The 26798-nt window shown below is 74.4% G+C and carries 24 protein-coding genes; 8 read left to right on the top strand and 16 right to left on the bottom strand.

Features of this window, described 5'->3' with window-relative positions; translation table 11 throughout:
* Position 1 precedes the first annotated feature (1 nt).
* On the bottom strand, positions 2-733 hold the full coding sequence (locus tag BLW57_RS31150) for an SseB family protein (RefSeq protein WP_093480976.1): 732 nt from the start codon (positions 731-733) through the stop codon (positions 2-4).
* 153 nt (positions 734-886) lie between these two features.
* Between BLW57_RS31150 and BLW57_RS31145 the strand changes: the two genes are divergently transcribed.
* Positions 887-1849 carry a serine hydrolase gene (locus BLW57_RS31145; protein WP_093479087.1) on the top strand — a complete coding sequence of 321 codons (963 nt, stop codon included), beginning with the start codon at positions 887-889 and terminating at the stop codon, positions 1847-1849.
* An 81-nt stretch (positions 1850-1930) separates the two neighbouring features.
* On the opposite strand, the gene mycP is transcribed toward BLW57_RS31145, so the two are convergent.
* Positions 1931-3109: a type VII secretion-associated serine protease mycosin gene (gene mycP, locus BLW57_RS31140; RefSeq protein WP_093479086.1), complete on the bottom strand. Its 1179-nt coding sequence runs from the start codon at positions 3107-3109 to the stop codon at positions 1931-1933.
* The gene (locus BLW57_RS42590) at positions 3106-4356 is read right to left on the bottom strand and encodes a hypothetical protein (RefSeq protein ID WP_256339624.1); all 1251 of its coding nucleotides are present in this window, start codon (positions 4354-4356) and stop codon (positions 3106-3108) included. The genes mycP and BLW57_RS42590 overlap by 4 nt, the downstream gene beginning before the upstream one ends.
* 807 nt (positions 4357-5163) lie before the next feature.
* On the opposite strand from BLW57_RS42590, the gene BLW57_RS31130 reads away from it, so the two are divergent.
* Complete coding sequence (locus BLW57_RS31130) at positions 5164-6366, top strand: amino acid deaminase/aldolase (protein WP_093479084.1); 1203 nt, start codon at positions 5164-5166, stop codon at positions 6364-6366.
* 7 nt (positions 6367-6373) lie between these two features.
* On the opposite strand, the gene BLW57_RS31125 is transcribed toward BLW57_RS31130, so the two are convergent.
* Genes BLW57_RS31125 through BLW57_RS31110 form a run of 4 tightly spaced genes read right to left on the bottom strand, consistent with a single transcriptional unit; the run spans position 6374 to position 11169 of the window.
* On the bottom strand, positions 6374-7603 hold the full coding sequence (locus BLW57_RS31125; protein ID WP_093479083.1) for an HAD family hydrolase: 1230 nt from the start codon (positions 7601-7603) through the stop codon (positions 6374-6376).
* A gap of 25 nt (positions 7604-7628) precedes the next feature.
* On the bottom strand, positions 7629-8411 hold the full coding sequence (locus BLW57_RS31120; RefSeq protein WP_093479081.1) for a 3-oxoacyl-ACP reductase: 783 nt from the start codon (positions 8409-8411) through the stop codon (positions 7629-7631).
* A complete protein-coding gene (locus BLW57_RS31115) occupies positions 8408-9781 on the bottom strand; it encodes an aldehyde dehydrogenase family protein (RefSeq protein ID WP_093479080.1) in 1374 nt (457 codons plus the stop codon). Before BLW57_RS31115 ends, BLW57_RS31120 begins: the two co-directional genes overlap by 4 nt.
* 26 nt (positions 9782-9807) lie before the next feature.
* Positions 9808-11169 carry a glutamine synthetase family protein gene (locus BLW57_RS31110; RefSeq protein ID WP_093479079.1) on the bottom strand — a complete coding sequence of 454 codons (1362 nt, stop codon included), beginning with the start codon at positions 11167-11169 and terminating at the stop codon, positions 9808-9810.
* Between the two features lie 137 nt (positions 11170-11306).
* Between BLW57_RS31110 and BLW57_RS31105 the strand changes: the two genes are divergently transcribed.
* Positions 11307-12017 carry a FadR/GntR family transcriptional regulator gene (locus tag BLW57_RS31105; protein ID WP_093480974.1) on the top strand — a complete coding sequence of 237 codons (711 nt, stop codon included), beginning with the start codon at positions 11307-11309 and terminating at the stop codon, positions 12015-12017.
* Between the two features lie 55 nt (positions 12018-12072).
* Positions 12073-12759, top strand: coding sequence for a gamma-glutamyl-gamma-aminobutyrate hydrolase family protein (locus BLW57_RS31100; protein WP_093479077.1), 687 nt, complete (start codon positions 12073-12075; stop codon positions 12757-12759).
* Here the strand turns inward: BLW57_RS31100 and BLW57_RS31095 are convergent.
* Complete coding sequence (locus BLW57_RS31095; RefSeq protein WP_093480973.1) at positions 12743-13696, bottom strand: aminoglycoside phosphotransferase family protein; 954 nt, start codon at positions 13694-13696, stop codon at positions 12743-12745. The genes BLW57_RS31100 and BLW57_RS31095 overlap by 17 nt on opposite strands.
* A gap of 97 nt (positions 13697-13793) precedes the next feature.
* Positions 13794-14717 carry a LysR family transcriptional regulator gene (locus tag BLW57_RS31090; protein ID WP_093479076.1) on the bottom strand — a complete coding sequence of 308 codons (924 nt, stop codon included), beginning with the start codon at positions 14715-14717 and terminating at the stop codon, positions 13794-13796.
* A gap of 70 nt (positions 14718-14787) precedes the next feature.
* On the opposite strand from BLW57_RS31090, the gene BLW57_RS31085 reads away from it, so the two are divergent.
* Positions 14788-15963 carry a TDT family transporter gene (locus BLW57_RS31085; protein ID WP_093479074.1) on the top strand — a complete coding sequence of 392 codons (1176 nt, stop codon included), beginning with the start codon at positions 14788-14790 and terminating at the stop codon, positions 15961-15963.
* On the opposite strand, the gene BLW57_RS31080 is transcribed toward BLW57_RS31085, so the two are convergent.
* The 4 genes from BLW57_RS31080 to BLW57_RS31065 all read right to left on the bottom strand — a co-directional run bounded on the left by BLW57_RS31080 (position 15875) and on the right by BLW57_RS31065 (position 20528).
* Entirely contained in the window at positions 15875-16651 is a 777-nt protein-coding gene (locus BLW57_RS31080) for a helical backbone metal receptor (RefSeq protein ID WP_093480972.1), read from the bottom strand. The two genes, BLW57_RS31085 and BLW57_RS31080, sit on opposite strands and share 89 nt — an antisense overlap.
* A 32-nt stretch (positions 16652-16683) precedes the next feature.
* Positions 16684-17256, bottom strand: a complete 573-nt coding sequence (locus BLW57_RS31075) for a helix-turn-helix domain-containing protein (protein ID WP_073899647.1) — start codon at positions 17254-17256, stop codon at positions 16684-16686.
* A 388-nt stretch (positions 17257-17644) separates the two neighbouring features.
* The gene (locus BLW57_RS31070) at positions 17645-19459 is read right to left on the bottom strand and encodes an ABC transporter permease/substrate binding protein (RefSeq protein WP_093479073.1); all 1815 of its coding nucleotides are present in this window, start codon (positions 19457-19459) and stop codon (positions 17645-17647) included.
* Positions 19452-20528, bottom strand: coding sequence for a quaternary amine ABC transporter ATP-binding protein (locus BLW57_RS31065; protein ID WP_093479071.1), 1077 nt, complete (start codon positions 20526-20528; stop codon positions 19452-19454). Before BLW57_RS31065 ends, BLW57_RS31070 begins: the two co-directional genes overlap by 8 nt.
* 200 nt (positions 20529-20728) lie before the next feature.
* Here BLW57_RS31065 and BLW57_RS31060 point away from each other — a divergent pair, with 200 nt between their 5' ends.
* Together BLW57_RS31060 and BLW57_RS31055 are read left to right on the top strand one after the other, a co-directional pair.
* Complete coding sequence (locus tag BLW57_RS31060; RefSeq protein WP_093479070.1) at positions 20729-21649, top strand: 5'-3' exonuclease; 921 nt, start codon at positions 20729-20731, stop codon at positions 21647-21649.
* 113 nt (positions 21650-21762) lie between these two features.
* Complete coding sequence (locus BLW57_RS31055) at positions 21763-22608, top strand: siderophore-interacting protein (protein WP_093479068.1); 846 nt, start codon at positions 21763-21765, stop codon at positions 22606-22608.
* An 11-nt stretch (positions 22609-22619) separates the two neighbouring features.
* On the opposite strand, the gene BLW57_RS31050 is transcribed toward BLW57_RS31055, so the two are convergent.
* Both BLW57_RS31050 and BLW57_RS31045 read right to left on the bottom strand, forming a co-directional pair.
* Positions 22620-23558, bottom strand: coding sequence for a 5'-nucleotidase (locus BLW57_RS31050; protein WP_093479067.1), 939 nt, complete (start codon positions 23556-23558; stop codon positions 22620-22622).
* A gap of 108 nt (positions 23559-23666) precedes the next feature.
* The gene (locus tag BLW57_RS31045) at positions 23667-24248 is read right to left on the bottom strand and encodes a GNAT family N-acetyltransferase (protein ID WP_093479065.1); all 582 of its coding nucleotides are present in this window, start codon (positions 24246-24248) and stop codon (positions 23667-23669) included.
* Positions 24249-24327: 79 nt separating this feature from the next.
* Here BLW57_RS31045 and BLW57_RS31040 point away from each other — a divergent pair, with 79 nt between their 5' ends.
* Entirely contained in the window at positions 24328-25284 is a 957-nt protein-coding gene (locus BLW57_RS31040) for a pseudouridine synthase (RefSeq protein WP_093480971.1), read from the top strand.
* A gap of 1 nt (position 25285) precedes the next feature.
* Here BLW57_RS31040 and BLW57_RS31035 read toward each other — a convergent pair whose 3' ends face one another.
* Positions 25286-26767 (bottom strand): cytochrome P450, encoded by a 1482-nt coding sequence (locus tag BLW57_RS31035; RefSeq protein ID WP_093479064.1) that lies wholly within the window; start codon positions 26765-26767, stop codon positions 25286-25288.
* Positions 26768-26798: the final 31 nt, after the last annotated feature.

Genomic DNA, 26798 nt, shown 5'->3' with positions numbered 1-26798 from the left:
TCTACTCCTTCACGTACAGGGGCTCGCCCGGAGGCGTCGTCCCGGCCGGCAGCAGTGCCAGGTCGAGGCCGCGCACCAGGCGGGCCCTCAGTGTTTCGTCGGCCGCGAGCCGCTCGGCGACCGCCCGGGCGGCCTCGGCGGGCGCGGCGGCCGGGTCGAGGACGAGCGCGAGGGTGCCGTCGGCCCGCCCGGGCCCGAGGTGGGCGCGGAGCACGGCGGGCTCCGCCGCCACGGCCGTACGGACGGCCTCGACGACGGCCGGGTCCGCGAGCGGGTCGGTGCTGGTGCGCCCCTCGGCGAGGGCGAGCAGCGCGGGCCCGGTCAGCTCGAACGGCACGGGCCCGGCGAGGTCCAGGACGACGGTGTCCGCCTTCTCGTGCGCGGCGGCCTCCAGGGCCTGATGCAGGGGTACGGCGACCGGGCGGGCCGCGGGGTCCCAGCGGGCGAGGGAGTCGGTGGAGGTGAAGGCGGGCAGAGCGGTGCGGTGGCCGGCCTTCAGCGTGGGTACGGCCATGTCGCTGGTCTTCTCGCGGCGCAGCCCGTTCTCGTCCTCCTCGACCTCGCCGAGCACGGCGACGACGGGGACCAGCAGCCGGGCGCCCTTGAGCGCCTCCAGGACGGGGCCGGACGCGCCGCGGTCCTCGGCCCAGGCGGCGAGCGCCGCGCTCAGCCGCGGGTCGGCGGAGCCGTCGTCGTCGGAGAAGCCGGGGTCGGGGATGTTCTTGTTCGCCACGGTCACCGACCCTATAGGGGGGTGGGCGCCGGGCCCGTACGGGGCCGGGCCGGCCTCCCGTCGCCCCGTCCTCACAGGAATCTCAGGGTTCCCTGATCCGGGTCTCAGGTCCGTCCAACGGGGCGCACAGTCCGGGCGCCGAGCATCGCCGGCATGGAGTCCCCCGGAGCCCGCCGCGGCCGCCGTGCGCGCCCGTCCCGGCGCCGCCCCCTTCTCGTCGGCGCGCTGGCCGTCGTCGCCGTGACCGGATTCACGGCCGGCGGCTCGGTGTACGTACAGACGCGGGCGCACCCGGTGTCCGCGGCCGTATCGTCGCCGGCGAAGCCCTCGGCCTCCCCCTCGGCCGGGGCGGGCGAGGAGGCATCGGTGGAGCCCGTGACCAGGCCCGTGGCGGTGGACCGGAAGGCGCTGCTGGACAGGGCGATGGCGAAGGTGCCCGTGCCGTCGGGTGCGGCGGTGTCGGTGGCGGTCCTGGAGCTGGGCTCCGGTGAGAGCGCCGTGCACGGGGACGCCGCCTTCGACTCGGCGAGCATCGTCAAGGTCGACATCCTGGCCGCGCTGCTGCTCCAGGCGCAGGACGCGGGCAGGCGGCTGACGGCGGCCGAGCGGGCGTGCGCCACGAAGATGATCGAGAACAGCGACAACGCGTCCGCGACCGAGCTGTGGCACTCGATCGGCGGCGCGGAGGGGCTGGACGCGGCGAACGAGCGGTTCGGGCTGACGGGCACCTCGGGGGGTTCCGGGGATCTGTGGGGGCTGACGCAGACGACGGCCGCCGACCAACTGGTGCTGCTCCAGCAGGTGTTCGGGGAGGAGTCGCGGCTGAGTGCCGCGTCGCGGACGTATGTGCGGGGGCTGATGCAGGGGGTGGAGGCCGATCAGCGGTGGGGGGTCTCAGCCGCCGCGGAGGGCGGTTCCTGGGCGCTGAAGAACGGGTGGCTGCCGCGGAGTTCGACCGGGCTGTGGGACGTGAACAGCATCGGGCGGGTGACGGTGGACTCGGCCGAGTACCTGGTGGCGGTGCTGTCCCGGGGGACGGTGACGCAGGCGAAGGGGATCGCGCTGGTGGAGGCCGCGGCCGAGGCCGCGGTGGGGTCGTTCGCGTCGGTGCCGTAGGGGTCCGGCTGTCCGGGTGCCGCAGGGGCCCCGTGGGAGCCGGTGCGGTAGGTGCCCGGGTCCGCGGATCGGTCCGCCGCCCTACGGGGCGGTCCTGCGTCCCCGCCAGAGGATCACGCCCGCCACCAGGAGCACTCCACCGACGCCGCCGGCGAGCGGGGCCGCCCAGTCGGCGGTGCTGCCGGTGGTGCTGGGGGTGTCCGGGCCGGGGCCGAAGTACTCGCCGTCGTAGGCCGCCGCACGAAGGCCCCGCGGCTTGAGGCGGGCGGCCGACCGGAGGGCCGCCGCGGGGTCGATCATGCCGAAGCCGCGGGAGTCGTCGCGGCCGCCCACGGGGGCGTCCCGGGCGCTGTCCTCCAGGAGTTTCTTGACCTGGGCCGGCTTCAGGCCGGGGTGGGCGGACCTGACCAGGGCCGCCACGCCGGAGACGAACGCCGAGGCCGCGCTCGTGCCCCAGCCCTCGTAGTACTTGTGGTCGGGGTCGGCGATGACGACGCCGACGCCCGGCGCGCTGACCGCGGCGTACCAGCGGCGGGTGGAGAAGGAGGCGCGGGTGCCGTAGCGGTCGACGGCGGTGGCGGCGATGACGCCGGGATAGGCGGCCGGGTAGGAGACGTGGTCGCCCTTGGCGCCGCCGTTGCCCGCGGAGGCCACGACGACCACGCCCTTCTTCAGGGCGTACTGCACGGCCTCGTCCTCGCCGGGTTCCGGGTGGGCGGAGTCGGAGTCGTCGCCGAGGGAGAGGTTGATGACGTCGGCACCGTGGTCGGCGGCCCAGCGGATGCCCTCGGCGAGGGCGTTGCCACGGGTGGTGCGGGCCTTCGTGCGGGCGGAGTCGCCGTCCTCCAGGATCACCCGGACCGGCAGGATCTTCGCCTCCGGCGCGACGCCCATCACGCCGTCGGTGTCGCCGGGTCCGTGGCCGTGTCCGGCGATGATGCCGGCCATGGCGGTGCCGTGCCGGGCCCAGTCGCGGTCGCCCGGACCGGCGCCGAAGCCGATCATGTCCTTGGTGGGCAGCACGTTTCCGGCGAGGTCGGGGTGGTCGGCCTCGACGCCGGTGTCCAGGACGGCGACGGTGACGCCCCGGCCCTTGGTGGTCTGCCAGGCCTCCGTCAGGTGGAGCGCGGACAGGGCCCATTGCTGGGCGCGGATGCCGTCGGCGTGGGCGGCGGTGGACGGCAGCAGGACGAGGGAGCCGGCGAGCAGCGCGCTCACCGCGGCTCCGGTACGGCGGTGGCCGGGTATCGATCGCCTCATGAGGGTTTCTCCGTGGCCGTGCCGATGGTCCGGCGCAGGCGCCGTTCGATGCGGTCGGCCAGGCCCTGGGCCTCGTTGCCGAGGCCCGCCTGGGCCGGTGCCGTGGTGGCGCCGGAGCGGGCCGCTTCCGCGGCGGGCTGCGGTGAGTCGACCGTACGGCCGTCGGCCCAGCCGGAGACGGCGAAGGCGACGACGGGTGCGTCGGTGACGACGGAGACGGTCCAGGAGGCGCGCTGCGCGTCGCCGAAGTGGGCGGCGACCGTGCCCTTGGCCGCGTAGGGCCGGGGGATCAGGTCGTCGCGCCGGTCCAGGCGCTCGTCGCCGAAGCGCCGGGCGAGCGCGGACATGGCGGCGGGGTCGGCCTTGGTGAACAGCAGGCCGACCGTGGTGACGTAGCTCTGCGTGGCGTCGGTGTAGGTGGCACGCAGGAGCCGCCGGCAGCCGACGGGGGCGAGGGCCTTCCGCAGCAGCGGGTCGAAGGCCTGGGCGCAGCCGCTGTCCGGGGCCACGGCGATACGGGTCCAGGTGCGGTCGGCGCCGCCGGGTCCGGCGCCGGTGCCCTCGACGGTGCGGGGGAAGAGCTGGTCGACGGGCACGCTGTGCCACAGCGTGCCGGCGGTGGTGTACGCGTTGCCCGTGGTGTCCTCCGTGCCGCCCCCGGTGAGCCAACTGCCGGTCACGGCACCGCCGATGAGTCCGAGGCCGAGCACGAGGCAGGCGGCGGCAGCGGCGGTGCGCGGCCGTATCCGCGGACGCCGGCGCTCGGCGAACGCCTCGGGCTCCGCGAACGACACGTACGGCCGGGCGGCGGACCCGGCGCTCCAGGAGAGGGCCGGGTCCGGCGCGGTGGGCGCGGCCGGCGGCGGGGCGGGGCTCCAGGTGGGCCTTTTGGGGGCCGGCTCGGGGCGCCGGGGAGCGGTGCCCCCGGCCACCGCCGGTGTGCCGCTCTCACTGCCGGTGCGGCGCTCTGCGGCGGGCGCCGGGGCGGAGGGCGGAGCCGAGCGGATCGGACGGAGCCGGGTCGTCGTCTCGGCGGGAGTCTCCCGCGGAGCCGCCTGGCGGCGGGGCTCCCCCGCGGGACGGAGCCGGGTCGTCGTCTCCGGCGCGGTCTCCCCCGGCGCCGGCGGCCTGCCGGGCCGGTGGGCCGGACCGGCCGCGGCCGCGCGGCGCGTACTCGGCGGCGCGTCGGGGAAGCGGGCGGACGCGGGTGGCGGAGGCGGACTCACGAGGTCGGCGATCTCGGGCACGGCGGGAGCCGAAGGGTCCACGGCACGGCTGCGCCCCAGGCTCTCCCCGCGCCCGCCCCCGGAGACAGCCCCGCCCCCGGACACCCGCTCGTCCCGAGCGGGGCCCCCGGCGGACAGCCCCACACCGCGACCACCCGCCGACGGCAGGCCGCCACGAGCGGTACCACCGGCCGGCGGGCCGCCGGCACGCGCGGAGCCCCCGGCGGGCAGCCGACCGTCGCGAGCGGGCCCGGCAGGCAGCCCGTCACGGAGAGCGCCACCTGCCGACGGACGGCCGTCACGCGGCCCCCCGGCGGGCAGCCGGGAGTCGTGGACCCGGGGCCGGGCGGGGGCGCCGGGGTCTCTGGGGGTGAAGACGGAGGGTTCGTCCTCGGGGTCGGGAGGTGTGGGCGGGTGGGACGGGCGGGGCGGGGTGACGTGGGGTGGGCGGGTGTCGCGTGCCGGTGCCGGCGTGCCCTGGGGCGACGGCTCGCGGGCGGTGCCGGGTGGAGTGGAGGGGCGCGGCGGAATCGGGGCGTGGCGCGCTTCCGTGCTCATGCACCCCCCGTTCCCTCGTGCCCGGGCCGCTCTCGTACGCGGGCCGTCCTGCCGCTCGGCCGCGCCCGGTGCGGAAGATCCCTCCGGGCACGCATACCCGTACGGCCGGACCGGCATCCCGGTTCAGATGTGCGCCGGGTGCGTTCCGCCGTTCGTGCGCGTCACTCTACGGGTTGTCGGGCACCGGCAGAGAACCCGTGGGCGGCCCCCGGGGCATCTGCCCGGAACATCCCCCTACCCTGCGGTAGGCCTGTCTGGCAGGCTTCCGTCATGACTGCGCTCGCCGCCGACCGGGCCCGTTACGACCGGGCCACCGCCCATCTCGACGCCCCCCTCGCGATCGTCGATCTGGACGCCTTCGACGCCAACGCGGACGACCTCGTGCGCCGCGCCGCCGGCAAGCCCGTGCGGGTCGCCAGCAAGTCGGTCCGCTGCCGCGCCCTGCTGGAGCGGGTCCTGGCCAGGGACGGCTTCCAGGGCATCATGTCGTTCACCCTGGCCGAGTCGCTGTGGCTCGCGCGGTCCGGGTTCGACGACGTCCTGCTGGCCTACCCGTCGGCCGACCGCGCCGGGTTCGGGGAACTGGCCGCCGATCCGAAGCTCGCCGCTGCCGTCACCGTGATGGTGGACGATCCGGCGCAGCTCGACCTCATCGAGGCGGCGCGCGACGGCGGCCGCGAAGCGGTGCGCGTCTGCCTGGAGTTGGACACCTCGTTGCAGCTGTTCGGCGGCCGGATGCGGGTCGGGGCCCGGCGCTCGCCGCTGCGCTCCCCCGCGCAACTCGCCGAGCTGGCACGCTCGGTGGCCCGGCGGCCGGGTTTCCGGCTGGTGGGGATCATGGCGTACGAGGGCCACATCGCCGGGGTCGGCGACGCGGTGGCCGGCCGGCCGCTGCGCTCACGGGCGATCCGGCTGATGCAGGCCGCGGCCCGGCGGGAGCTGGCCGACCGGCGGGCGGCCGTGGTGCGTGCGGTGCGGTCCGTCGTCCCGGACCTGGAGTTCGTCAACGGCGGTGGCACCGGCAGCGTGCAGCAGACCGCCGCCGAGGACGCGGTGACGGAGATCGCGGCCGGTTCGGGGCTGTACGTGCCACGGCTCTTCGACAACTACACCTCGTTCACGGGCCGTCCGGCCGCCCTCTTCGCGCAGCCGGTCGTCCGGCGGCCCGGGGTGGGCGTCGTCACCGTGCTCGGTGGCGGCTACCCGGCCTCCGGCGCCGCCGGACCGGACCGGCTGCCGGTGCCGTACCTGCCGGAGGGGCTGGCCTACGACCCGCAGGAGGGTCCCGGCGAGGTGCAGACCCCGCTGCTCGGCTCGCCCGCCGACGACCTGCTCATCGGGGACAAGGTGTGGTTCCGGCACGCCAAGGCGGGCGAGCTGTGCGAGCGGTTCGAGGTCCTGCACCTGATCGCGGGCGACGAGGTCACGGCGACCGTGCCGACCTACCGGGGCGAGGGGCGGACGTTCCTCTGACCTGCGGTCAGTGCACGCCGTCCGGCTGGTCCGGTACCACCGTGCCGTCCGGACGGCGCAGGGGCCCGCGGCTGCCGTCGGGCGCGGTGCGGGCGGTGGTCGAGCAGGGGTAGGGCGCGGTCCGGCGCGGCAGCGGCGCGAGGAACATGGGGTTGACCAGCCAGCGGCGGTCCGCGTCGTCGTACGCCCGGCACATCAGCTCGGGCTTGTTCCGGTTGATCACGAGGTGGGCGCCGGTGGCGTCGCCGACGAAGGTGACGTCGGTGTCGGCGTCGCCGGCGGCGAGGGCGGGCCGGAGCCGCGCGGGCTGCCGTCGCCAGGCCCGGGCGCCCCGGACGCCGTAGATCTCCTGGGCGATCCAGCAGCGCTTGCCGTCGATGTACGGGATCACCGCGCCCTGAGTGACAGGAACGCCGCCGCAGCCCTCGTTGCGCACGGTGATCCGGCCGCGCCGGTCGAGGACCGAGCGGATGGCGATGGTGTGGGCGGCGTCGACGCCGACGGCCCGTGACCACACCTCGGTGACGGGCTCGGCGCCGGCCGAGACGACGTAGACCCGGAAGCCGGCCCGCTGGAGGGTGCGGATCAGGTCGCGCTGCTGGTCGTAGTAGCGGACGGCGGCGGGGACCGTGTGGGTGCCGAGGGTGCGGGTGGCGCCGAGCGGGGCGGCGAGGGCCTCGCGGCGGGCGGCGCGTGCGTAGGAGGCGAGCTCGGCGGGGGTGCGGCCGGCGAAGAGCTGTGGGACCCAGGCGTACTGCGGGACGGTGCGCCGGTGGTTCCAGCGGCCGGCGAAGGCGGGGGCGCCGCTCGTGGTGGTGCCGTTCTCGCGGATCTCCACGATCTCGTCCGTGCAGCGGGGGCGCGTGGACGTCCGCAGGGGTGCGGTGGTGCCCGTGCCGCAGGCCTCGGTGAGGGCGTGGTCGGCCGTGTCCGTCAGCCAGGCGCTGGTGTCCTTCCAGCGGGCGGGGCGCGGCAGTCTGTCGTGCCGGAGCGCCCAGGACAGGGTGGCGTCGGTGACGTCGTTCTTGGTGACGGTGTTGTCCCAGTCGAAGACCGCGACGGCACCGGAACGGCCGGAGCAGCTGCCGTACGCGTCGACGACCTGTTGGAGGCGGGCGCGGTTGTCGCCGTACCAGCGGGTGGTCAGGCGGGGGCACTGCCGGGCGGCCGGGTCCGCGGCGGGCGCGGCCGCCAGGACGGCGGCCGCGGCCAGGGTCCACGCGAGAAGGTGTCGCATACGCGTGGACCGTACCGTTCGGCCCCTACAGCGGGGTGACGTACGCGCCGGAGATCCCGCCGTCCACCAGGAAGTCGGTGGCGTTGACGAAGGAGGAGTCGTCGCTGGCGAGGAAGGCGACGGCGGCGGCGATCTCCTCGGCCTCGGCGAACCGGCCGACGGGGATGTGGACGAGGCGGCGGGCGGCCCGTTCCGGATCCTTGGCGAACAGCTCCTGGAGCAGGGGGGTGTTGACCGGGCCGGGGCACAGGGCGTTCACCCGGATGCCCTCGCGGGCGAACTGCACGCCCAGTTCGCGGGACATGGCCAGCACGCCGCCCTTGGAGGCGGTGTACGAGATCTGCGAGGTGGCCGCACCCATCCTGGCCACGAAGGACGCGGTGTTGATGATGGAGCCCTTGCCCTGGCGGCGCATGTAGGGGATGGCGGCCTTGCAGCACAGGTAGACGGAGGTGAGGTTGACCTCCTGGACGCGCTTCCAGGCGTCCAGTCCGGTCTCCAGGATGGAGTCGTCGTCGGGCGGGGAGATGCCGGCGTTGTTGAAGGCGATGTCGACGCTGCCGTAGGTGTCGTGGGCGGCCCTGAAGAGTGCCTCGACCTGCTCGGGGTCGGTGACGTCGGCCTTCACGAAGAGGCCGCCGATCTCGTCGGCCGCGGCCTTGCCCCGGGTCTCGTCCACGTCGGCACAGACCACGTGGGCGCCCTCGGACGCGAGCCGGCGGGCGGCGGCGAGGCCGATGCCGCTGCCGGCTCCGGTGACGACGGCGGTACGGCCGACCAGGCGGCGGCAGACGGTGGTGTCGGTCACTGTGCGGGGCCCTCCGTGCTGATGAAGACGTTCTTGGTCTCGGTGAAGGCGGTCAGGGCGTCGGGGCCGAGTTCCCGGCCGAGGCCGGACTGCTTGAAGCCGCCGAACGGGGTCCAGTAGCGGACGCTGGAGTGGGAGTTGACGGACAGGTTGCCTGCGCGGACGGCCCGCGAGACGCGCAGGGCGCGGCCCAGGTCGCGGGTCCAGACGGAGCCGGAGAGGCCGTAGGGGGTGTCGTTGGCGAGGCGGACGGCGTCGGCCTCGTCGGAGAACGGCAGGAGGACGGCGACGGGGCCGAAGATCTCCTCGCGGGCGGCCCGGCCGTCCGGCCGTTCCCCGGTGAGGACGGTCGGCGGGAACCAGAATCCGGGGCCTTCGGGGGCGGTGCCGCGCAGGGCCGGGGCGTCCTCGGGGACGTAGGAGCGGACGCGGTCCAGCTGCTGCCGGGAGATCAGCGGGCCCATCTGCGTCTTGCCGTCGGCCGGGTCGCCCACGACGACGGCGGCCAGCGCGTCGGCGAGGAACTCGCGGGCCTCCTCGAACACCGTCTCCTGCACCAGGACGCGGGTGCGGGCGCAGCAGTCCTGGCCGGAGTTGTCCAGGAAGGAGAAGGGGTCGAGGGCGGCTTCCAGGTCGGCGTCGGCGAAGACCACGTTGGGGCTCTTGCCGCCGAGTTCCAGGGTGACCGGCTTGACCAGGCGGGCGCAGCGCTCCATGACCTCGCGGCCGGTGGTCGTGGAGCCCGTGAACACGATCTTGGCGACGTCGGGGTGGTCCACCAGGGCGCGTCCGGCGATGTGGCCGTGGCCGGGCAGCACCTGGAACACGTGCTCGGGCAGGCCCGCGTCCAGGGCGAGTTCGGCGAGGCGGAGCGCGGTGAGCGGGGTGGTCTCGGCGGGCTTGAGGACGACCGCGTTGCCCGCCGCCAGTGCCGGGAAGCAGCCCCAGGCGGCGATCGGCATCGGGAAGTTCCAGGGCGCGATGACGCCGACGACGCCCAGGGGTTCGTGGAAGGTGACGTTGAAGCCGCCGGGGGCCGGGATCTGCGCGCCGAGCAGGCGTTCGGCGCCGCCGGCCGCGTACAGGAGCAGGTCGCGGGCGTTGCCGGCCTCCCAGCGGGCGTTGCCGACGGTGTGGCCGGCCTCGCGGACCTCCAGCTGGGCGAGTTCCTCCAGGTGCGCGTCGACGGTGTCGGCGAACCGGCGGAGCAGCCGGGCCCGGTCGGCGGGGGCGAGGGCGGCCCACCGGGCCTGGGCGCGTACGGCGCGTACGACGGCGGCGCCGACGTCCTCGGCGCTCGCCGCGGGGACGGTGGCGACGGTCTCCTCGGTGGCGGGGTTGAGGACCGTCAGCTCGTGCGGATCGGACACGTGGTGACCTTTCACAGGCGTGCGCATCACAGGCGTTCGAAGGAGCGGCGCAGCTCCCAGTCGGTGACCGCGGCGTCGAAGGCGTCCAGTTCGACGCGCGCCATGTTGCGGTAGTGGGCCACTACCTCCTCGCCGAACGCTGCCTTCGCGAGAGGGCTGTTCTCCCAGAGTCCGGCGGCCTCCCGCAGGGTGGTCGGGACGTGCTCGAAGTCGGCGGTGTAGGCGTTGCCGGGGCACGGCTCGGGGAGTTCGAGTTTCTGCTCGATGCCGTGCAGGCCGGCCGCGACGAGTCCGGCGACGGCGAGGTAGGGGTTGACGTCTCCGCCGGGGAGGCGGTTCTCGAAGCGCAGGGAGCGGCCGTGGCCGACGACCCGGAGGGCACAGGTGCGGTTGTCGTGACCCCAGGCGACGGCGGTCGGGGCGAAGGAGCCGGGCTGGAAGCGCTTGTAGGAGTTGATGTTCGGCGCGTAGAGGAGCGAGAAGTCGCGCAGTGCGGCGAGCTGACCGGCGAGGAAGTGCCGCATGACCTCCGACATGCCGCCCTCGTCGTCGGCCATGGCGTTGGCGCCGTCGGCGTCGGCGAGGGAGAGGTGGATGTGGCAGGAGTTGCCCTCCCGCTCGTCGTACTTGGCCATGAAGGTGATCGAGACGCCCTCCTGGGCGGCGATCTCCTTGGCGCCGGTCTTGTACAGGGCGTGCTGGTCGCAGGTGACGAGGGCCTCGTCGTAGCGGAAGGCGATCTCGTGCTGGCCGGGGTTGCACTCGCCCTTGGCGGACTCGACGGTGAGGCCGGCGCCGGCCATGTCGTTGCGCAGGCGGCGCAGCAGGGGCTCGATGCGGCCGGTGCCGAGGACGGAGTAGTCGATGTTGTACTGGTTGGCCGGGGTCAGGCCGCGGTAGTTCGCGTTCCAGGCCTGCTCGTAGGTGTCCTTGAAGACGATGAACTCCAGCTCGGTGCCGACCTGGGCGGTGAGGCCGAGACCGGCGAGGCGGTCGAGCTGGCGGCGCAGGATCTGGCGCGGGGCGGCGACCACCGGGGAGCCGTCGTTCCAGGCGAGGTCGGCGACGAGCAGCGCCGTGCCGGGGTGCCAGGGGATGCGGCGCAGGGTGGACGGGTCGGGGTGCATGGCGAAGTCGCCGTAGCCGCGGTCCCAGGAGGACATCGCGTAGCCGTCCACGGTGTTCATCTCGGTGTCGACGGCGAGGAGGTAGTTGCAGCCCTCGGTGCCGTGGTGCAGGACCTCGTCCAGGAAGAAGCGGGCCGCGAACCGCTTGCCCTGGAGACGCCCTTGCATGTCGGGGAAGGCCAGCACGACAGTGTCGATCTCACCGCCCGCGACGAGGGCGTGCAGTTCCTCGACGCTGAGCGGGGCTGTGCGGTCTGCCACGGGAGAGCCTCCTTCGGCGCCTTCGCGCCTCTTCGGCCGGGCCGGGAGCCATAAGGTATTGCTCAGAACCATTGCTTGGGAAGGGGGTACGGCGGGTGTCGCGGGAGACGGAGTGGCAGCGGGCGGGCACCGGGGGGATCGGCGACCGCCTCGCTCCGGTGCTGCGGCCGGTGCGGGCGGGCAACGGCTTCGAGGAGGCGCTGGAGCAGATCCTCCAGGTCGTCCGGCTGGGCCTGGTGCCCGGGGGCGAACGGCTGCCCGCCGAGCGGGAGCTGGCGGAGCGGCTCGGGATCAGCCGGGTGACCCTGCGCGAGGTGCTGAAGGTGCTGCAGGACCAGGGGCTGGTGGAGGCGCGGCGCGGGCGGTACGGCGGAACGTTCGTGCTGCCGCGCACGGACGCGGGTGGCGAGGACGAGCTGCGGCGGCGCGTCGCCGGGGTCGACGTCGAGGACGTGCTGCGTTTCCGCGAGGTGCTGGAGGTGGGGGCGGCCGGGCTGTGCGCGGCGCACGGGCTGACGGACGCACGGGCCGGCCGGCTCCGGGAGGCGCTGCACCGTACGCACGAGGCACCGCTCGCCGACTACCGGCGGCAGGACACGCTGCTGCACCTGACGCTCGCCGAGCTGTGCGGGTCGCCGTCCCTGACCGCCCAGTACGCGGCCGTCCGGGCCACCGTCAACGACCTGCTGGACTGCATCCCGCTGCTGGTGCGCAACCTGGAGCACTCCCAGCGCCAGCACACCGCGCTGGTGGAGGCGGTGCTGGACGGGGACGCGGACGGCGCGCGGGAGATGATGCGCGAGCACTGCGCGGGCACGGCGGCCCTGCTGCGGGGCTTCCTGACCTGAGCCCGCTTCTGCAAAGGTGTGTGTGGGCACCTTTGAGCTTTTCGGGAAGGGCAGCATGACCGTACGACCGCTGATCGGTGTGAGCACCTACCTGGAGGCCGGTGCGCGCTGGGGCGTCTGGGAGCTGGCGGCGGCGCTGCTGCCGGCCGCCTATCCCCGGCTGGTGCAGCGCGCCGGGGCACTGGCGGCGATGCTGCCGCCGGACGCTCCCGCGCACGCGGCGGCCGCCGTCGCCCGCCTGGACGGGCTGGTGATCGCGGGCGGCCCGGACGTCGATCCCGCCCGCTACGGCGCCGACCGCTCGCCCCGCACGGGGCCGCCGGCGCACGAGCGGGACGCCTGGGAGCTGGCCCTGATCGACGCGGCCCTGACGGCGGGCGTGCCGCTGCTCGGCGTCTGCCGGGGCATGCAGCTGCTGAACGTGGCCCTCGGCGGGACCCTCGTGCAGCACCTGGACGGGCACGCGGAGGTGGTCGGCGTGTTCGGCGGCCACCCGGTGAAGCCGGTGCCGGGCACCCTGTACGCGGGGATCGTCCCGGAGGAGGTGACGGTGCCGACGTACCACCACCAGGCGGTGGAGACCCTCGGCGCGGGGCTCGTGCCGTCGGCCTACGCGGCGGACGGCACCGTGGAGGCGGTCGAGCTGCCGCGGGAGCGGGGCTGGGTGCTGGGCGTCCAGTGGCATCCGGAGATGGGCGAGGACCTGCGGGTGATGCGGGCCCTGGTCACAGCCGCCTCCTGAGCCAGGCCAGGGCGGCCTCGCCCTGGACCCGCTGGAAGGGCCGCAGGGTGGGCAGTCCCGGCGGGGCGGGCTTCAGCGAACCGCGCAGGAAGTAACCGGTGAGGGCGGCCAGCGCGGCGGTCACCGCGTCCCGGTCCGCCGCGCGGCCGAGCGGGTGCGCGGTGAACACCTCCTCGGGGTCGGGCCCGCCCTGGGCCCGCACGCACGGCAGCATCACCAGCAGGTCGAACCAGGCGGCGGCCCGCACGGCGTGCGGCCAGTCCACGAGGACGACGCGGCCGTCGGCCGTCAGCAGGACGTTGTCCGCGCGGAGGTCGCCGTGGGCCAGGGTGTCCCCGGCCGCGCCCTCGGCCCACCGGGCCTCCAGCGCGGCGAGGTCCGGCAGGTGGGCCGCGGCCCATGCGCCGAGTCCGCCCCGCAGGTCATCGTCCCGGCGGTCGGCGAGTGCGCGCCAGCCGGTGAAGTCGTCGGCCAGGGCCTCGCCCACGGGCGGGGCGACGAGCGGCGCCCGGCCGGCGGTGCGGGCGAGGAGGGTGACGGCGTCCAGCACCCGGCGCAGCTCCGCCGGCTGCCAGGGCACGTGCGGCTGGCGCCCCGTCACCTCCTCGAAGACCAGGGCGACCCAGGTGCCGTCGTCGTAGGACCCGAGCAGCCGCGGCGCGGGCACGCCGGCCGGGAGCGCGTCGGCGATCCGCGCCTCCCTGCGGTGCAGCGCGGGGCTGTCCGGGTTGGCGGCGGCGCTCACCGCCTTGACGAAGCCGGTGCCGCCGGCCGCGGTGCGCACCCGCGCGGCCACGCCCGGCGAGAAGCCGCCGCTCTGGGTCACGGCGCGGACGACCGGCGCCCCGAGCACCCCGCCGACCGCGTCCCGCACGGCACGCGGCAGGTCTTCCCAGAGGGCGCGGACGCCGGTGGCGGGCGGGGCGGTGAGAGTCATGCCGGTCATGATGACGGAGCGGACCGACGCCCGGCCAGGCGTTTTCCGCCGGGTGACACACCCCCACCCGGGGGTCGCCGCCCGGTACCCGCACGTCTCAACCGCGCGTCAGAGACAGCAGTTCACGGGCCGGGCCCGCCGGGCGGTGGCCCGTGGGCCAGACCGCCCGCAGGTCACGGCGCAGGGAGACGCCCTCCACCGGGATGCTCACCAGGCGCCGCATCGCGAGCTCCTCCCCCACCGCCAGTTCGCTCAGCACCGACGGGCCAGCGCCGGTGACCGCCGAGGCCTTGACCGCCGTGGTGGAGGAGAGTTCGAGCAGGGGGCGGGCGAGGCCGCCGAGCGCCGCGTCCAGCACCTGCCGGGTGCCGGATCCGCGCTCGCGCAGGATCAGCGGGGTCGCCGCGAGTTCCTCGGGGGTCAGCGGGCGCCGGCGGCGGGCCCAGGGGTGACCCGGGGCGGTGACGACGATCAGCCGGTCGTGGGCGATGACCACGGAGTCCAGGCCGGTCGGCACCGTCAGCCCCTCCACGAAGCCGAGGTCCGCCTCGCCGGCCAGCAGCAGCTCGGCGACCTTCGCCGAGTTGCCCGCGAGCAGCGAGACGGCCGTGTCGGGGCGCTCGGCGTGCAGCGCGAGGAGCCAGCCGGGCAGCAGGTACTCGGCGATGGTCATGCTGGCCGCGACCCTGAGGCGCGAGTCCCGCCGGTCCCGCAGGGCCCGCGCGCCGGCGTCGAACGCGGCCGCCGCCTCCACGACCCGGCGGGCCCAGTCCGTCACCAGGGCGCCCGCGTCGGTGAGCCGGGAGCCGCGCGGCGAGCGGTCGACCAGCGCGACGCCCAGCTGCCGTTCCATGGAGCGCAGTCGGCTGCTCGCGGCCGGCTGGGTGATGCCGACCTCCCGCGCGGCCGCGCCGAGACTGCCCAGCCGCGCCACCGCCAGCAGCAGCTCCAGCCCGGCCAGATCGGGAACCCGGTGTGCCAGCGACTGTCCGCGCTCCCGCTGCCCCTCCGACTCGCTCATAAGACCAGCTTATGCCCTCATAGGGAGGAACTCCCTGGTCAGGCCGGGACGGCGGCGGGAGCGTGGAGCCATGGTCACCATAGCCCCGGCCCCGCCCGCCCCCGTCACCTCCGCCGGCCCGTGCCCGGCCCGCCTCGGGCACCTCGGGCCCAACTGGTACGCGTCCGTCATGGGCACCGCCGTCATCGGCTCGGCCGGTGCCGCGCTGCCCGGGCACCAGGAGAGCCTGCGCACGCTCCTGGCGGGTTTCTGGGTGCTGTCGCTTCTCGCGCTGGTGACCCTGCTGGCGGCCCGGGCGCTGCGCCGGGCCCGCCACCGGGACCGGGCCCGCGGCGATCTGCTGGACCCGGCGGCGGCGCCCTTCTACGGCTGTCTGGCGATGGCCCTGCTGGCGGTGGGCGGCGGTGCCATGACGGCCGGGCGGCCCCTGCTCGGCAGCGCGGCCGCCGTGGTCCTGGACTCGGTGCTGTTCACCGCGGGCACGGTGGTCGGGCTGGCCGCCGCCGTGGCCGTCCCGTACCTGATGGCCGTACGGCACCGCGTCGAGCCGTCCCAGGCCGGTCCGATCTGGCTGCTGCCGCTGGTCGCCCCCATGGTGTCGGCCGCCGTCGGCCCGCTGCTCGTTCCGCACCTGCCGCCGGGGCAGCCCCGCGAGACCCTGCTGCTGGCCTGCCTGGCGCTGTTCGGCCTGAGCCTGTTCGCCACGCTGCTGATGCTGCCGCTGGTCTTCGCCCGGCTGGTCACGTCGGGCCCGCCGCCGCTCGCGCTCGCCCCGACCCTGTTCCTGGTGCTCGGCCCGCTCGGGCAGTCCACCACCGCGGTCGCGCTGATCGCGGAGGCCGCTCCCGGTGCCGTACCGGCCCCGTACGCGCGCGGTCTGGAGGTGTTCGCCGTGCTGTACGGGGTGCCGGTCATGGGGTTCGCGCTGCTGTGGCTGGCGTTCGCGACCGCCCACGTGGTGCGGGCCCGGCGGCACGGCATGGGGTTCTCGATGACCTGGTGGGCGTTCACCTTCCCGGTCGGCACCTGTGTCACCGGCGCCGCGGCCCTCGCCCGGCACACCGGTCTCACGGCGTACGGCGCCCTCGCCGTCGGCCTGTACGCCGTGCTGGTGGCGGCCTGGCTCGCGGCCGCCTCCGGCACCGTGCGCGGACTGCTCAGCGGCGCGCTGCCTGCAGGGCCCGGGCCAGCACCCGCGGCGCCCGCGCCAGTGAGGGGCCGTACCAGGTCAGGTACCGTCCGCTGACCAGCGCGCAGGGCAGCCCGGGGAAGGCCTCCGGGCCGTCCTCGGCGGTGAACCGGTAGGGCTCGTCGGGGAGGACCACCAGGTCCGGGGCCGCGGCGCGCAGCTCCTCCAGGGGGACACGGGGGTAGCGCTCGGGATGGCCGGCGTAGCGGTGGTCGACGCCGAGGCGGGTCAGGACGTCCCCGGCGAAGGTGTCGCGGCCGAGGACCATCCAGGGGCGCCGCCAGATCGGGACGACCGCCGTGGTGCGGCTGGACGGCTCCGGCAGCGCGGCCCAGGCATCCTCCGCCTCGTCCAGCCAGCGGGGGCGGCTCCGCGCACCGCACGCGGTCAGCACCCGGTCCAGCTCCGTGAAGGCCTGCGGCACCGTCCGCACCTCGGTGACCAGCACGGTCAGGCCGGCCGCGCGCAGCGCGTCCAGGTCGGGGGCGCGGTTCTCCTCCTCGTTGGCGACGACCAGGTCGGGGGCGAGGGCGAGGATCCGGTCGACCGCCGGGTTCTTCGTCCCGCCGATCCGGGTGACCGCCAGGTCCGCCGGACGGCTGCACCAGTCCGTGACGCCGACGAGGGCTCCGGGCAGGGTCTCGGCCACCGCCTCGGTCAGGGACGGCACCAGGGAGACGACCCGCGCCGCAGGAGGGCGCGGGGAGCCGCCCGGCCGGCCACCGCCGACGGTCCCGGGGTCCACCACGCGTCACGCCTCCTGTCCGCGCGGAACGTCTAGCGCGACCTGTCCTTGACCGCCTCGATGTGCTCGGCGACCGCGACCACGATGATCCTGGTGTCCGGGACGGTGGCCCGCCAGCGGTGCCGCACGCCACCGGTCAGGTACAGGGTGTCGCCGCGGCCGAGGCGGTGGGCACGGCCCTCGGCCTCGATCTCCACGGCACCGTCGGCGACGTACATCAGCTCGTCGTTGCGGTGCTGGAACTCGCGGCCGGCGTCGTGGTCGCCGGTGAACTCGGAGGCGTGCAGCTGGTGGTGGCCGCGCACCAGGGAGCGCGTGCGCGGCGCGAAGTCGCCGTCCGCGACCGGTTCGGCACGGACGACGTCCACGCTGGCGGCGGGGTCGGCGGCGGCGAGGAGTTCGACGGCCGTGGTGCGCAGGGCGTCGGCCAGCTTCTCCAGGGAACTGCGGCTGGGGCGGGCCTTGTCGTTCTCGACCTGGCTGAGGAAGGGCACCGACAGTCCGGTGCGCTCGGCGAGACCCGCGAGGGTCAGCTCCAGGGCACGGCGGCGCCGCCGGACGGCCGCGCCCACCCGCACGGGCTGCTGCTCTTTGTGGTCGCCCATCGCCTCGGCTCCCTCCCTCGCTCGTCGTGCCGCTCTCCGGGTGCCCGCCGGGAGGCATGCCCCTTCCGATGACTTCTCTGCACCCTACGCATGTTCGGCAAACCGTTTCACGCGGCTGCCATATTGCTGACATGCGCATGGGAGCGCACCCTCACGGTTCGCGCCACCCCGTCACGGGCGCGCGCCCGGCCGGAACACGCCTGCACCGGACGTGAATACGCCGCCCGACCGGGAGACGGCGCTCCGCCCGGACCCATGGTCATCACATGGTGTGATTGGCCGAATCGCTTCCGTAGGCGGATCGAGGCGGCCGGGAAGCCGCGAGGGGCGGACAGCCGCCGTCGTACGGTGCTGTCCGCCCCTCGGCAGGCGGTCCGGGCCCGTCAGGTCACCCGGCCGCCTGGCTGTCGGTGCCGCCCTTGGCGACCGGGGCCCACTTGTCGACCAGGCCCGGGTTGCGCTTCAGCCAGTCGCGCACGGCGTCCTGCTCCTTGCCCTTGCCGGCCTTCTGGATCCCCGCCTCCAGGCTGGTGAGCTGCTTCTCGGTCATGGAGAAGTCGTCCAGCCAGCGGCCGACCTCGGGATTGTCGGCGGCGAAGCCCTTGCGGGCGAGCGTGTGCACGCCGTCGCCCTTGCCCCAGGCGCCCTTCGGGTCCTTCAGCTTCTTCAGGCCGTAGTCGCTGTAGGCCCAGTGCGGCGACCAGAGGGTGACGACGACCGGCTGCTTCTTGGCGTAGGCGCGCTTGAGCTCGGCGAGCATCGCCGGCGTGGAGCCGTCGATCACCTCGTAGTCGCCCTTCAGGCCGTACGCCCCCAGCACCTTGTCCTTGAGCAGGCCCATCATGCCCGCGCTGGGCTCGATGCCGACGATCTTCCCGCCGAACTCGGAGGAGTGGGCCTTCAGGTCCGCCAGGGAGTTCACGTCCCTGACGTAGGACGGGACGGTCAGCTCCAGCGAGGTGGGGCCGTACCACTTGCCGAGATCGTCGAGCTGCTTGCCGTACTTCCGCCAGTACTCGGCGTGCGTGGTGGGCAGCCAGGAGTCGGTCTCGAAGTCGAGCTGGCCGGTGGCCAGGCCGGTGTAGAGGGGGCCGGCCGCGTACTGGGTGGTGGTCACCTTGAAACCGCGCTCCTCGAGGAGCTCCTTCCAGAGGAAGGTGGAGGCGATGCCCTCGTCCCAGGGGATGTAGCCGATCTTGATCTCCTTGCCCTTGCCGACGTCGGTGCCGGAGGCCTCGGAGGTGCCGGCGGAGTCGCCGAAGACGCCGAGCCCGCCCGCGACGAGGGCGAGGATCACCACACCGGCGAGGGCCACCGCCGGCCGGGGGCGGTACGACCACGCGCGCGTGGGGGCCTTCGCGGCGGCCCGGCGGCTCAGCGGGGACAGCTGGGTGCCGAGCGCGCCGGTGATCCGGTCCAGGTAGATGGCGAGGACGACGATGCCGACGCCCGCCTCGAAGCCGTAGCCGATGTCGAGCTGGCCGATGGCCTCGTTGACGGCGCCGCCGAGGCCGCCGGTGCCGACCATGCCCGCGATGACGACCATGGACAGGCCAAGCATGATCACCTGGTTGACGCCGGCCATGATGGTCGGCAGGGCGAGCGGCAGCTGCACGCGCCACAGGGTGTTGCGCGGAGTGGTGCCGAACGCCTCCGCCGCCTCGACCAGTTCGGCGTCGACCTGGCGGATGCCCAGCTCGGTCATGCGGACGCCGGGGGCGAGCGCGAAGATCAGGGTGGCGACCACACCGGCGGCGGTGCCCAGGCCGAAGAAGAGCATGGCCGGGATCAGCAGCACCATCGACGGCATGGTCTGCAGCAGGTCCAGCACGGGCCGTACGGCCGCGCTGACCGCCTTGGACCGGGCCGCCCAGATGCCCAGCGGCAGCGAGATCACCAGGGCGATCACGGTCGCCACGAGGACCAGCGCGAGCGTGGACATGGCGCGGTCCCACAGGTCGAGCGAGTCGACCAGCGCGAATCCGGCGAAGGCCAGGACACCGGCGAGCAGGCCGCGCAGCCACCAGGCGACGACGGCGAGGATGCCGGCCATCAGCAGCGGTGCGGGCGCGGCGAGCACGGCGTCGATGCCGTCGTACATGCCCTCCATGACCGCCTTGACGGCGTCGAAGAGCCAGGAGAGGTGGTCGACGAGCCAGTTCACACCGGAGTCGACCCAGTCGCCGAGGGGCAGCCTAGGCACGGGCGGTCACCTTCTTCGGGCTGTCGCCGCACACCGCGGGCTCGTTCGTCTCGTCGCCGAGGAAGCCGACCAGGCGCTGCCGGGGCACGACGCCGACAAGGGTGCCGTCGCCGTCGACGACGGCGACGGGGTGGCTGAGCCGGGCGCTGATCGCGCACAGCTCGGTGAACGGCGTGCCGGGTGCCGCGGTCTCGCAGTCGCAGTCGGCCTCGTCGCCGCGCAGCCCGGTGTCCATCACGGCGGCGGCGGTCAGCACGCGGGAGCGGTCGACGTCCTGGATGAAGGAGGCGACGTAGTCGTTCGCGGGGCGCAGCAGGATGTCCTCGGCCGTGCCGGTCTGCACGATGCGGCCGTCGCGCATGACGGCGATGCGGTCGCCGAGCCGCATCGCCTCGTTGAGGTCGTGGGTGATGAAGACGATCGTCTTCTTCAGCGTCTTCTGCAGCTCCAGCAGCTGGTCCTGCATGTCCCGCCGGATGAGCGGGTCCAGGGCGCTGAAGGACTCGTCCATCAGCAGCAGGTCGGCGTCGGTGGCGAGCGCGCGGGCCAGGCCGACGCGTTGCTGCATGCCGCCGGACAGCTCGTCGGGCCAGGACGTCTCCCAGCCGGCCAGGCCGCACAGGGCGAGCGCCTCGTCGGCGCGGCGTCCGCGCTCGGCGCGGGGCACGCCCTGCACTTCCAGGCCGTAGGCGGCGTTGTCGCGGACGCTGCGGTGCGGGAACAGCGCGAAGTGCTGGAAGACCATGCTGATCTTCTTCGACCGCAGCTCGCGCAGCTCGCGGTCGGCGAGCCCGGTCAGGTCCTGCCCGTCGAAGCGGACGGTGCCCGCGGTCGGCTCCAGCAGGCCGTTGAGCATGCGCAGGAGGGTGGACTTCCCGGAGCCCGACAGCCCCATGACGACGAAGATCTCACCGGCCTCCACCCGGAAGGACGCGTCGATCACTGCGGCGGTCGTGCCGTCCGCGCGCAGCTCCTCTCGGTCGGTGCCCTGCTTCAGGGCTTCCACTGCTGCGTCCGGTCGTCTGCCGAACACCTTGAACAGGTGCTCCGCCTCAAGCCTGGCTTGCACGCGTACCTCTCGTCCGGGGACAGGAACAGGAGCGAACGGCCGTGAACAGTTGAAAAGCGCAACAGCCTCGCTCCGAGAGCCGCGCCTCCCCCCATCCGACCAGGACAAACGCACAAGTGGCGGGGCTCACGGCGATGCGCAGCACGCAACTCGTTCCGGCGCGCGGGACCGCTGTCGGTGCCGTACGGCATGATGCGAGCGTGACCGGACGACTGATGCTCCTCGACACCGCCTCGCTGTACTTCCGCGCCTACTTCGGCGTCCCGGACTCCGTGAAGGCGCCCGACGGCACGCCCGTGAACGCCGTGCGCGGGCTGCTGGACTTCATCGACCGCCTGGTGAAGGACCACCGGCCGGACAGGCTGGTCGCCTGCATGGACGCCGACTGGCGCCCGCAGTGGCGGGTCGACCTGATCCCCACCTACAAGGCGCACCGGGTGGCCGAGGAGCACGAGGGCGGCCCGGACGAGGAGGAGGTGCCGGACACCCTCTCCCCGCAGGTGCCGGTCATCGAGGACGTGCTGGACGCGATCGGCATCGCCCGCGTCGGGGTCGCGGGGTACGAGGCGGACGACGTGATCGGCACGTTCACCGCCCGCGCCGACGGCCCGGTCGACATCGTCACCGGCGACCGCGACCTGTACCAGCTGGTCGACGACGGGCGTGGGATCCGGGTGCTGTACCCGGTCAAGGGCGTCGGCACGCTGCAGCTGACGGACGAGGCGGCGCTGCGCGAGAAGTATGGCGTCGACGGGCGGGGGTACGCGGATCTCGCGCTGCTGCGCGGCGACCCGAGCGACGGCCTGCCGGGCGTGGCCGGCATCGGCGAGAAGACGGCCGCCAAGCTGCTCGCCGAGTTCGGCGACCTGGCCGGGATCATGGCGGCGGTCGACGACCTACGGGCGAAGCTCACGCCGTCGCAGCGCAAGCGGCTCACCGAGGCCCGGCCGTACGTCGCGGTCGCGCCGAAGGTGGTCCGGGTGGCCGGCGACGTGCCGCTGCCGGACGTCGACACCGCCCTGCCGCACACCCCGCGCGACCCGGCGGCACTGGAGGACCTGGCGAAGCGCTGGGGCCTGGGCGGCTCCCTGCAACGGCTGCTGGGCACGCTCGCGGAGTGACCCAGTGGGAAATATTCCGGCAAAGGGCTCCCACCGAGCCCTCGGGAGGGAGGTGTTGACCCGGAGCGAGGTGCTAACTTAGGTAAACCTAACCAATCTCGCAGGAGGCCGTGATGGCAGAGCGCCCGGGACGTAAGCCGCGCAGGGCCCATACCGCCCAGGTTGTGCGCACCGAACGCCTCACCCCGCACATGCAGCGTGTGGTGCTGGGCGGCGAGGGCCTCGCCGGATTCGCCGCGGACACCTGCACCGACCACTACGTGAAGCTGCTGTTCGGGCCGCCCGGCGTGACCTACCCCGAGCCCTTCGACCTCGAGCGCATCCGCGCGGAGTTCCCCCGCGAGCAATGGCCGGTGACCCGCACCTACACCGTGCGCGCCTTCGACCCGGAACACCGGGAACTGACCCTGGACTTCGTGATCCACGGCGACGAGGGCCTGGCCGGACCGTGGGCCACCCGCGTACGGCCCGGTGACCCGGTCCGCTTCATGGGCCCCGGTGGCGCCTACGCGCCCGCCCCGGACGCCGACTGGCATCTGCTCGCCGGCGACGAGAGCGCGCTGCCCGCGATCGCCCGCACCCTGGAGACGCTGCCCGCCGGCGCCCGCGCGCACGCCTTCGTCGAGGTGTCCGGCCCCGAGGAGGAGCAGAAGATCGACTCCGAGGTGGAGGTCGTCTGGCTGCACCGCGGGACCCGCCCGGTCGGCGAGGCCCTGCTGGAGGCGGTACGGGCGCTGGACTTCCCGGCGGGCCGGCCGCACGCCTTCGTGCACGGCGAGGCGGGCTTCGTGAAGGAGCTGCGGCGGCTGCTCCGCGTGGACCTCGGGATCCCGCGCGAGGATCTGTCGATCTCCGGCTACTGGCGGCTCGGCCACAACGAGGACGGCTGGCAGGCCTCCAAGCGGGACTGGAACGCCCGCATCGAGGCCGAGCAGGAGGGCGGCGCCGCCGCCGCGTGAGCCCTCCGCGCTCAGGGCGCCGTCTCGTTGATCCTGCCGAACGGGACGTGCACGCTGGGCGTGGTCCGGGACGTGCTCTCCAGGTGGGTCACCTGGTCGTCGAAGAAGATGTGCGGGTTCAGCACCTTCATGACCGCCCCCTTGTCTATGCCGCCGAGGAAGAAGGCGTCGTTGACCCGTACGCCCCACTCCTTGAGGCTGCGCACGGCACGCTCGTGGGCGGGCGCGTTGCGGGCGGTCACGATGGAGACGTGGACGCGCATCTCGTAGCCGGGATCGCTCCTGCGCCGCTCCTCCTCACGCAACTGGATGCGGTTCACCCCCGCGAGGAAGTCGCGCAGGGGACCGGGGTCGTGCGGGGTGGCCGCGTTACGGGCCTCGTGCGCGCGGAACTCCTCCAGACCGCCGGACTGGAACACCTGCTCCGCGGCGTCGCTCGCGAGCACGCCGTCGAAGTCGAAGGCGATGCGCAGGTCCCGGTCGGCGGGGTCGTCCGCGTACGCCGACCCCAGCACATGCCCGGCCGGCAGCCCCGCGGCCACGGCCTCGCGCACGTCGCCCCCGTCGGCGGACAGGAACAGGGACATGTTCAGCGCCGTCATGAACGGATAAGGGGAGCGTCCCTGACGGAAGATGGCCCGGCTGATCGGCAGGCCGTGCGCCTGGATCGACCGCATGACCCGCAGGCCGGTGTCGGGGTCGTTGCGGGAGAGGATGATCACCTCGACGAGCGGGTCCCCGGGCTCGCTCAGGTCGTTCAGGGACAACAGCCGCCGGACGAAGGCGAAGGCCACCCCCGGCCGGAGCGTGCGGTCGACGTTCTCCTCCTGGTGGGCCCGGTATGCCTCCTCCCCCTGCTCCCGGAACACCGCGTCCGACTCCCGCAGATCGAACAGGGCACTGGAGGCCACCCCGACGACAAGTCGGTCGGCGAGCTCGAACACCGGCATGCGGGACACCCAGGGACGACGGGAAACGACCCGTCATCATGACACGGCCCCCCTCGCACCCGCGGTCGATGCCCCAGTCCTGCCCCGCCCCGCGGGCCGCGCCGGCCGTCAGTCGCCGCGCACACGGGCGTGGAAGTGCATGTCGTGCCAGCCGTCCCGGTGCAGCAGGGCGCTGCGCTTGGTGCCCTCCAGGGCGAAGCCGGCCTTCTCGGCGACCCGGCAGGAGGCCGGGTTGGCGGTGGCGTGGAAGAGTTCGAGCCGGTGGAAGCCGATGTCCTCGAGGGCCCAGCGGCTCAGGGCGGTGGCGGCGCGGGCCGCGACACCCCGGCCACGCGCCCCGGCGACCGTCCAGTAGGCGACCTCGGCGACACCGTCCCCGAGCAGGATCTGACGCAGCGCGACCCGGCCCCGCAACACGTCCGTCGCCTCGTCCACGACCGCCCACTGGACCTCCCGCTCGCCCTCCCACGCCGCCCGCCACTGCGCGATCCAGCCGGCGGCCTCCTCCTCGGAGTCGCAGGACCTGATGTGCCACTGGTGGAGGGAGGGGTCCTGGAAGGCGGCGTGGACGGCGGGCGCGTCCCCGGCCCGCCAGGGGCGCAGCACGAGGCCGTCGCCGGTGGGAAGGACCGGCTGCGGGGTACGGGCGAGGGTCCCGGGAGGCAGCACCGGGCTGGTGAGGAACGGCATGATCCACATCCTGCCCACAGCGGGGCCCGTCCCACACCGGTTCGGCACGCACCGCCCCCCCCTCGTACCCTGGGAGCCGATGAGACGCCGTACCCCGCCGCCGCCCGCCCCGCTCCCCCAGCGCGACGGGGTCGACCCCGTGCGGGTGCGGCTCCCCAGGGACGGGGCGTGGGCCACCGTGCGCGAGCACCTGGTGGAGCGGCTGACGGGGGCCGGGCCCGGCGTCGTCGAGGGGATGTTCGACACGGGGCTGATCGTCGGCGCCGACGGACGGCCGGTGGCGCCGGGCGCGCCGTACGAGCCGGGGATGTTCGTGTGGTTCCACCGGGAGCTGCCCCCCGAGGTGCCGGTGCCGTTCCCGGTGGAGGTGGTGTACCGGGACGCGCACATCGTCGTGGCCGACAAGCCGCACTTCCTGGCCACCACCCCGCGCGGCTCGCACGTCGCGCAGACCGCGCTGGCCCGGCTGCGGCACGAGCTGGGCATCCCGACGCTGTCCGCCGCGCACCGCCTGGACCGGCTGACGGCCGGGCTGGTGCTGTTCACGGTGCGGCCCGAGGAGCGCGGCGCGTACCAGTCGCTGTTCGCCGACCGGCTGGTCCGCAAGGAGTACGAGGCGATCGCACCCCATGCCCCCGCACTGCGCCTCCCCCGCACCGTGCGCAGCCGGATCGTGAAGGAGCGCGGGGTGCAGGCGGCGCGCGAGGTCGAGGGCGAGCCGAACGCCGAGACGTACGTGGAACTCGCCGCCCACCGGGAGCGGCTGGCCCGGTACCGGCTTCTCCCGGCGACCGGGCAGACGCATCAGCTGCGGGTGCACCTGAACACGCTGGGCGTGCCCATCCTCGGCGACCCGCTGTACCCGGAGGTGACCGGCCCGGTGCCACCCGGCGATTTCCGGCGCCCGCTGCAACTGCTGGCCCGCAGGCTGGCGTTCACCGATCCGGTCACCGGGGCGGAGCACGCGTTCGTCAGCGGCCGCGTGCTCCGCGCCTGGTCGTCGTACGACACCTGGGCCGGCGGCGAACAGCCCTAGGTCACTCGCCGCGCCACCAGTGCAGCAGCCGCCGCCAGACGCCCTTGGGCCGGGCCGGTACGGCCGCCGCGGGGACGAAGTCCGGCGCGGGGCGCTGGGCGGGCAGCGGTTCGGCGGCCGGGGCGGGGTCGCTGCTCAGGGTGCCGACCTGCCAGTCGGCGCGCTGCTGCGGCAGGGGCATGGCCCGTGGCGGCAGGTCGACGTCCTGCTGCGGCTTGGGTTCGAACCGCACCGGCAGCGCCACCAGGTGCCGGGAGGCGATGGACGCCCGCCACTCCAGGTCGTCCTCCGCACAGTCCAGCTGGACGTCCGGCAGCCGGGTCAGCAGGGCGTCGACACCGACGTCGGCGATGGCACGGCCGATGTCCTGGCCGGGGCACTCGTGCGGGCCGCCACCGAAGGCCAGGTGGGACCGGTTGCCCTGCATGCCCGCCGACAGGTCCGGGCGGACGCGCGGGTCGAGGTTGCCCGGGGCGGGCGCGAAGAGCAGCCCGTCGCCCTTGCGGATGCGCTGCCCACCCAGCTCGGTGTCCTGCTTGGCGTAGTAGCCGAGGACCGTGCTGAACGGCGGTTCGTCCCACAGCGACTGCTCGATCGCCTCGGGCACGGTCATCTGGCCTCCGTTGAGCTGGGCGCGGAAACCCGGCTCGGTGAGGACCATCCGCAGCGCGTTGGCGAGCAGGTTGGCGGTGGCCTCGTAGGCCGCGAACAGGACGAGGCGCAGATGTTCGCGGACCTCGTCGTCGCCGAGTCCGGCCGGGTGGGTGATGAGGTGACTGGTGAAGTCGTCCTCGGGCCGGGCGCGGCGCCGGGTGGTGAGCCGGCTCAGCGCGTCCATGACGTAGGTGTGGCTCTGGATGGCGGTCTCGGTGCCCTTGAGCGCGTCGCGGGCGGCCTGCACCATCCGGTCGTTGTACTCCTCGGGCATGCCGAGGATCTCGCACAGGACGACCATCGGCAGGTGCTCGGCGAACTGCGCGACCAGGTCGGCCCGGCCCCGCTCGCAGAAGCTGTTGACCAGGGCCTGCGTGGAGCGGCCGATGTGCCGGCGGACGCTGCGGTGGTCGATGGTCGACATGGCCGCGGTGACGGCGGCCCGCAGCCGCTGGTGCTCGTCGCCCTCGGCGTGCGAGCAGATCGGCTGCCAGGCGATGTGCGGCATGAGCGGGTGGTCGGGCTTGACCTCGCCGTCCAGCAGCGGCGTCCAGATCCGGCTGTCGCGGGTGTACTGCGAGGGACTGCGCACGAGTTGCAGGTTCTCGGCGTGCCCGAGGACCACCCACATCGGCACGTCGTCGTGGAGCAGTACGGGGGCCACGGGGCCGTGCTGGTCGCGCAGCCGCTCGTAGAGGTCGCCGAGGTCCTCGGCGTCGGGGCCGTAGAGCCGGTGCAGTCCCCCGGGGCCGAGCCCGTGCGCCGGGCAGCCGGGGGGCGGGCCGGGGGTGGGGTCTGTGCCGGTGAGGAATTGGGGTTCAGGCGTCACAGTGATCGCTCCGGAACGGATGGAGAGGGGG

It is taken from the genome of Streptomyces sp. 1222.5, from assembly GCF_900105245.1.
GTDB classification, from domain to species: domain Bacteria; phylum Actinomycetota; class Actinomycetes; order Streptomycetales; family Streptomycetaceae; genus Streptomyces; species Streptomyces albidocamelliae.
Note: the sequence above shows the minus strand (reverse complement) of the source record. Positions and strands in the feature narration are given on the sequence as shown.

What these genes read in the sequence shown, in the direction of transcription:
- BLW57_RS31130 (WP_093479084.1), top strand. Translation starts at nt 5,164, where the DNA reads ATGACTGCGCTCGCCGCCGACCGGGCCCGTTACGACCGGGCCACCGCC.
- BLW57_RS31090 (WP_093479076.1), bottom strand. Translation starts at nt 14,717, where the DNA reads ATGAGCGAGTCGGAGGGGCAGCGGGAGCGCGGACAGTCGCTGGCACAC.
- BLW57_RS31075 (WP_073899647.1), bottom strand. Translation starts at nt 17,256, where the DNA reads ATGGGCGACCACAAAGAGCAGCAGCCCGTGCGGGTGGGCGCGGCCGTC.
- mycP (WP_093479086.1), bottom strand. Translation starts at nt 3,109, where the DNA reads ATGAGGCGATCGATACCCGGCCACCGCCGTACCGGAGCCGCGGTGAGC.
- BLW57_RS31040 (WP_093480971.1), top strand. Translation starts at nt 24,328, where the DNA reads ATGAGACGCCGTACCCCGCCGCCGCCCGCCCCGCTCCCCCAGCGCGAC.
- BLW57_RS31085 (WP_093479074.1), top strand. Translation starts at nt 14,788, where the DNA reads ATGGTCACCATAGCCCCGGCCCCGCCCGCCCCCGTCACCTCCGCCGGC.
- BLW57_RS31095 (WP_093480973.1), bottom strand. Translation starts at nt 13,696, where the DNA reads ATGACTCTCACCGCCCCGCCCGCCACCGGCGTCCGCGCCCTCTGGGAA.
- BLW57_RS31145 (WP_093479087.1), top strand. Translation starts at nt 887, where the DNA reads ATGGAGTCCCCCGGAGCCCGCCGCGGCCGCCGTGCGCGCCCGTCCCGG.
- BLW57_RS31045 (WP_093479065.1), bottom strand. Translation starts at nt 24,248, where the DNA reads ATGCCGTTCCTCACCAGCCCGGTGCTGCCTCCCGGGACCCTCGCCCGT.
- BLW57_RS31125 (WP_093479083.1), bottom strand. Translation starts at nt 7,603, where the DNA reads ATGCGACACCTTCTCGCGTGGACCCTGGCCGCGGCCGCCGTCCTGGCG.
- BLW57_RS31050 (WP_093479067.1), bottom strand. Translation starts at nt 23,558, where the DNA reads ATGCCGGTGTTCGAGCTCGCCGACCGACTTGTCGTCGGGGTGGCCTCC.
- BLW57_RS31100 (WP_093479077.1), top strand. Translation starts at nt 12,073, where the DNA reads ATGACCGTACGACCGCTGATCGGTGTGAGCACCTACCTGGAGGCCGGT.
- BLW57_RS31055 (WP_093479068.1), top strand. Translation starts at nt 21,763, where the DNA reads ATGGCAGAGCGCCCGGGACGTAAGCCGCGCAGGGCCCATACCGCCCAG.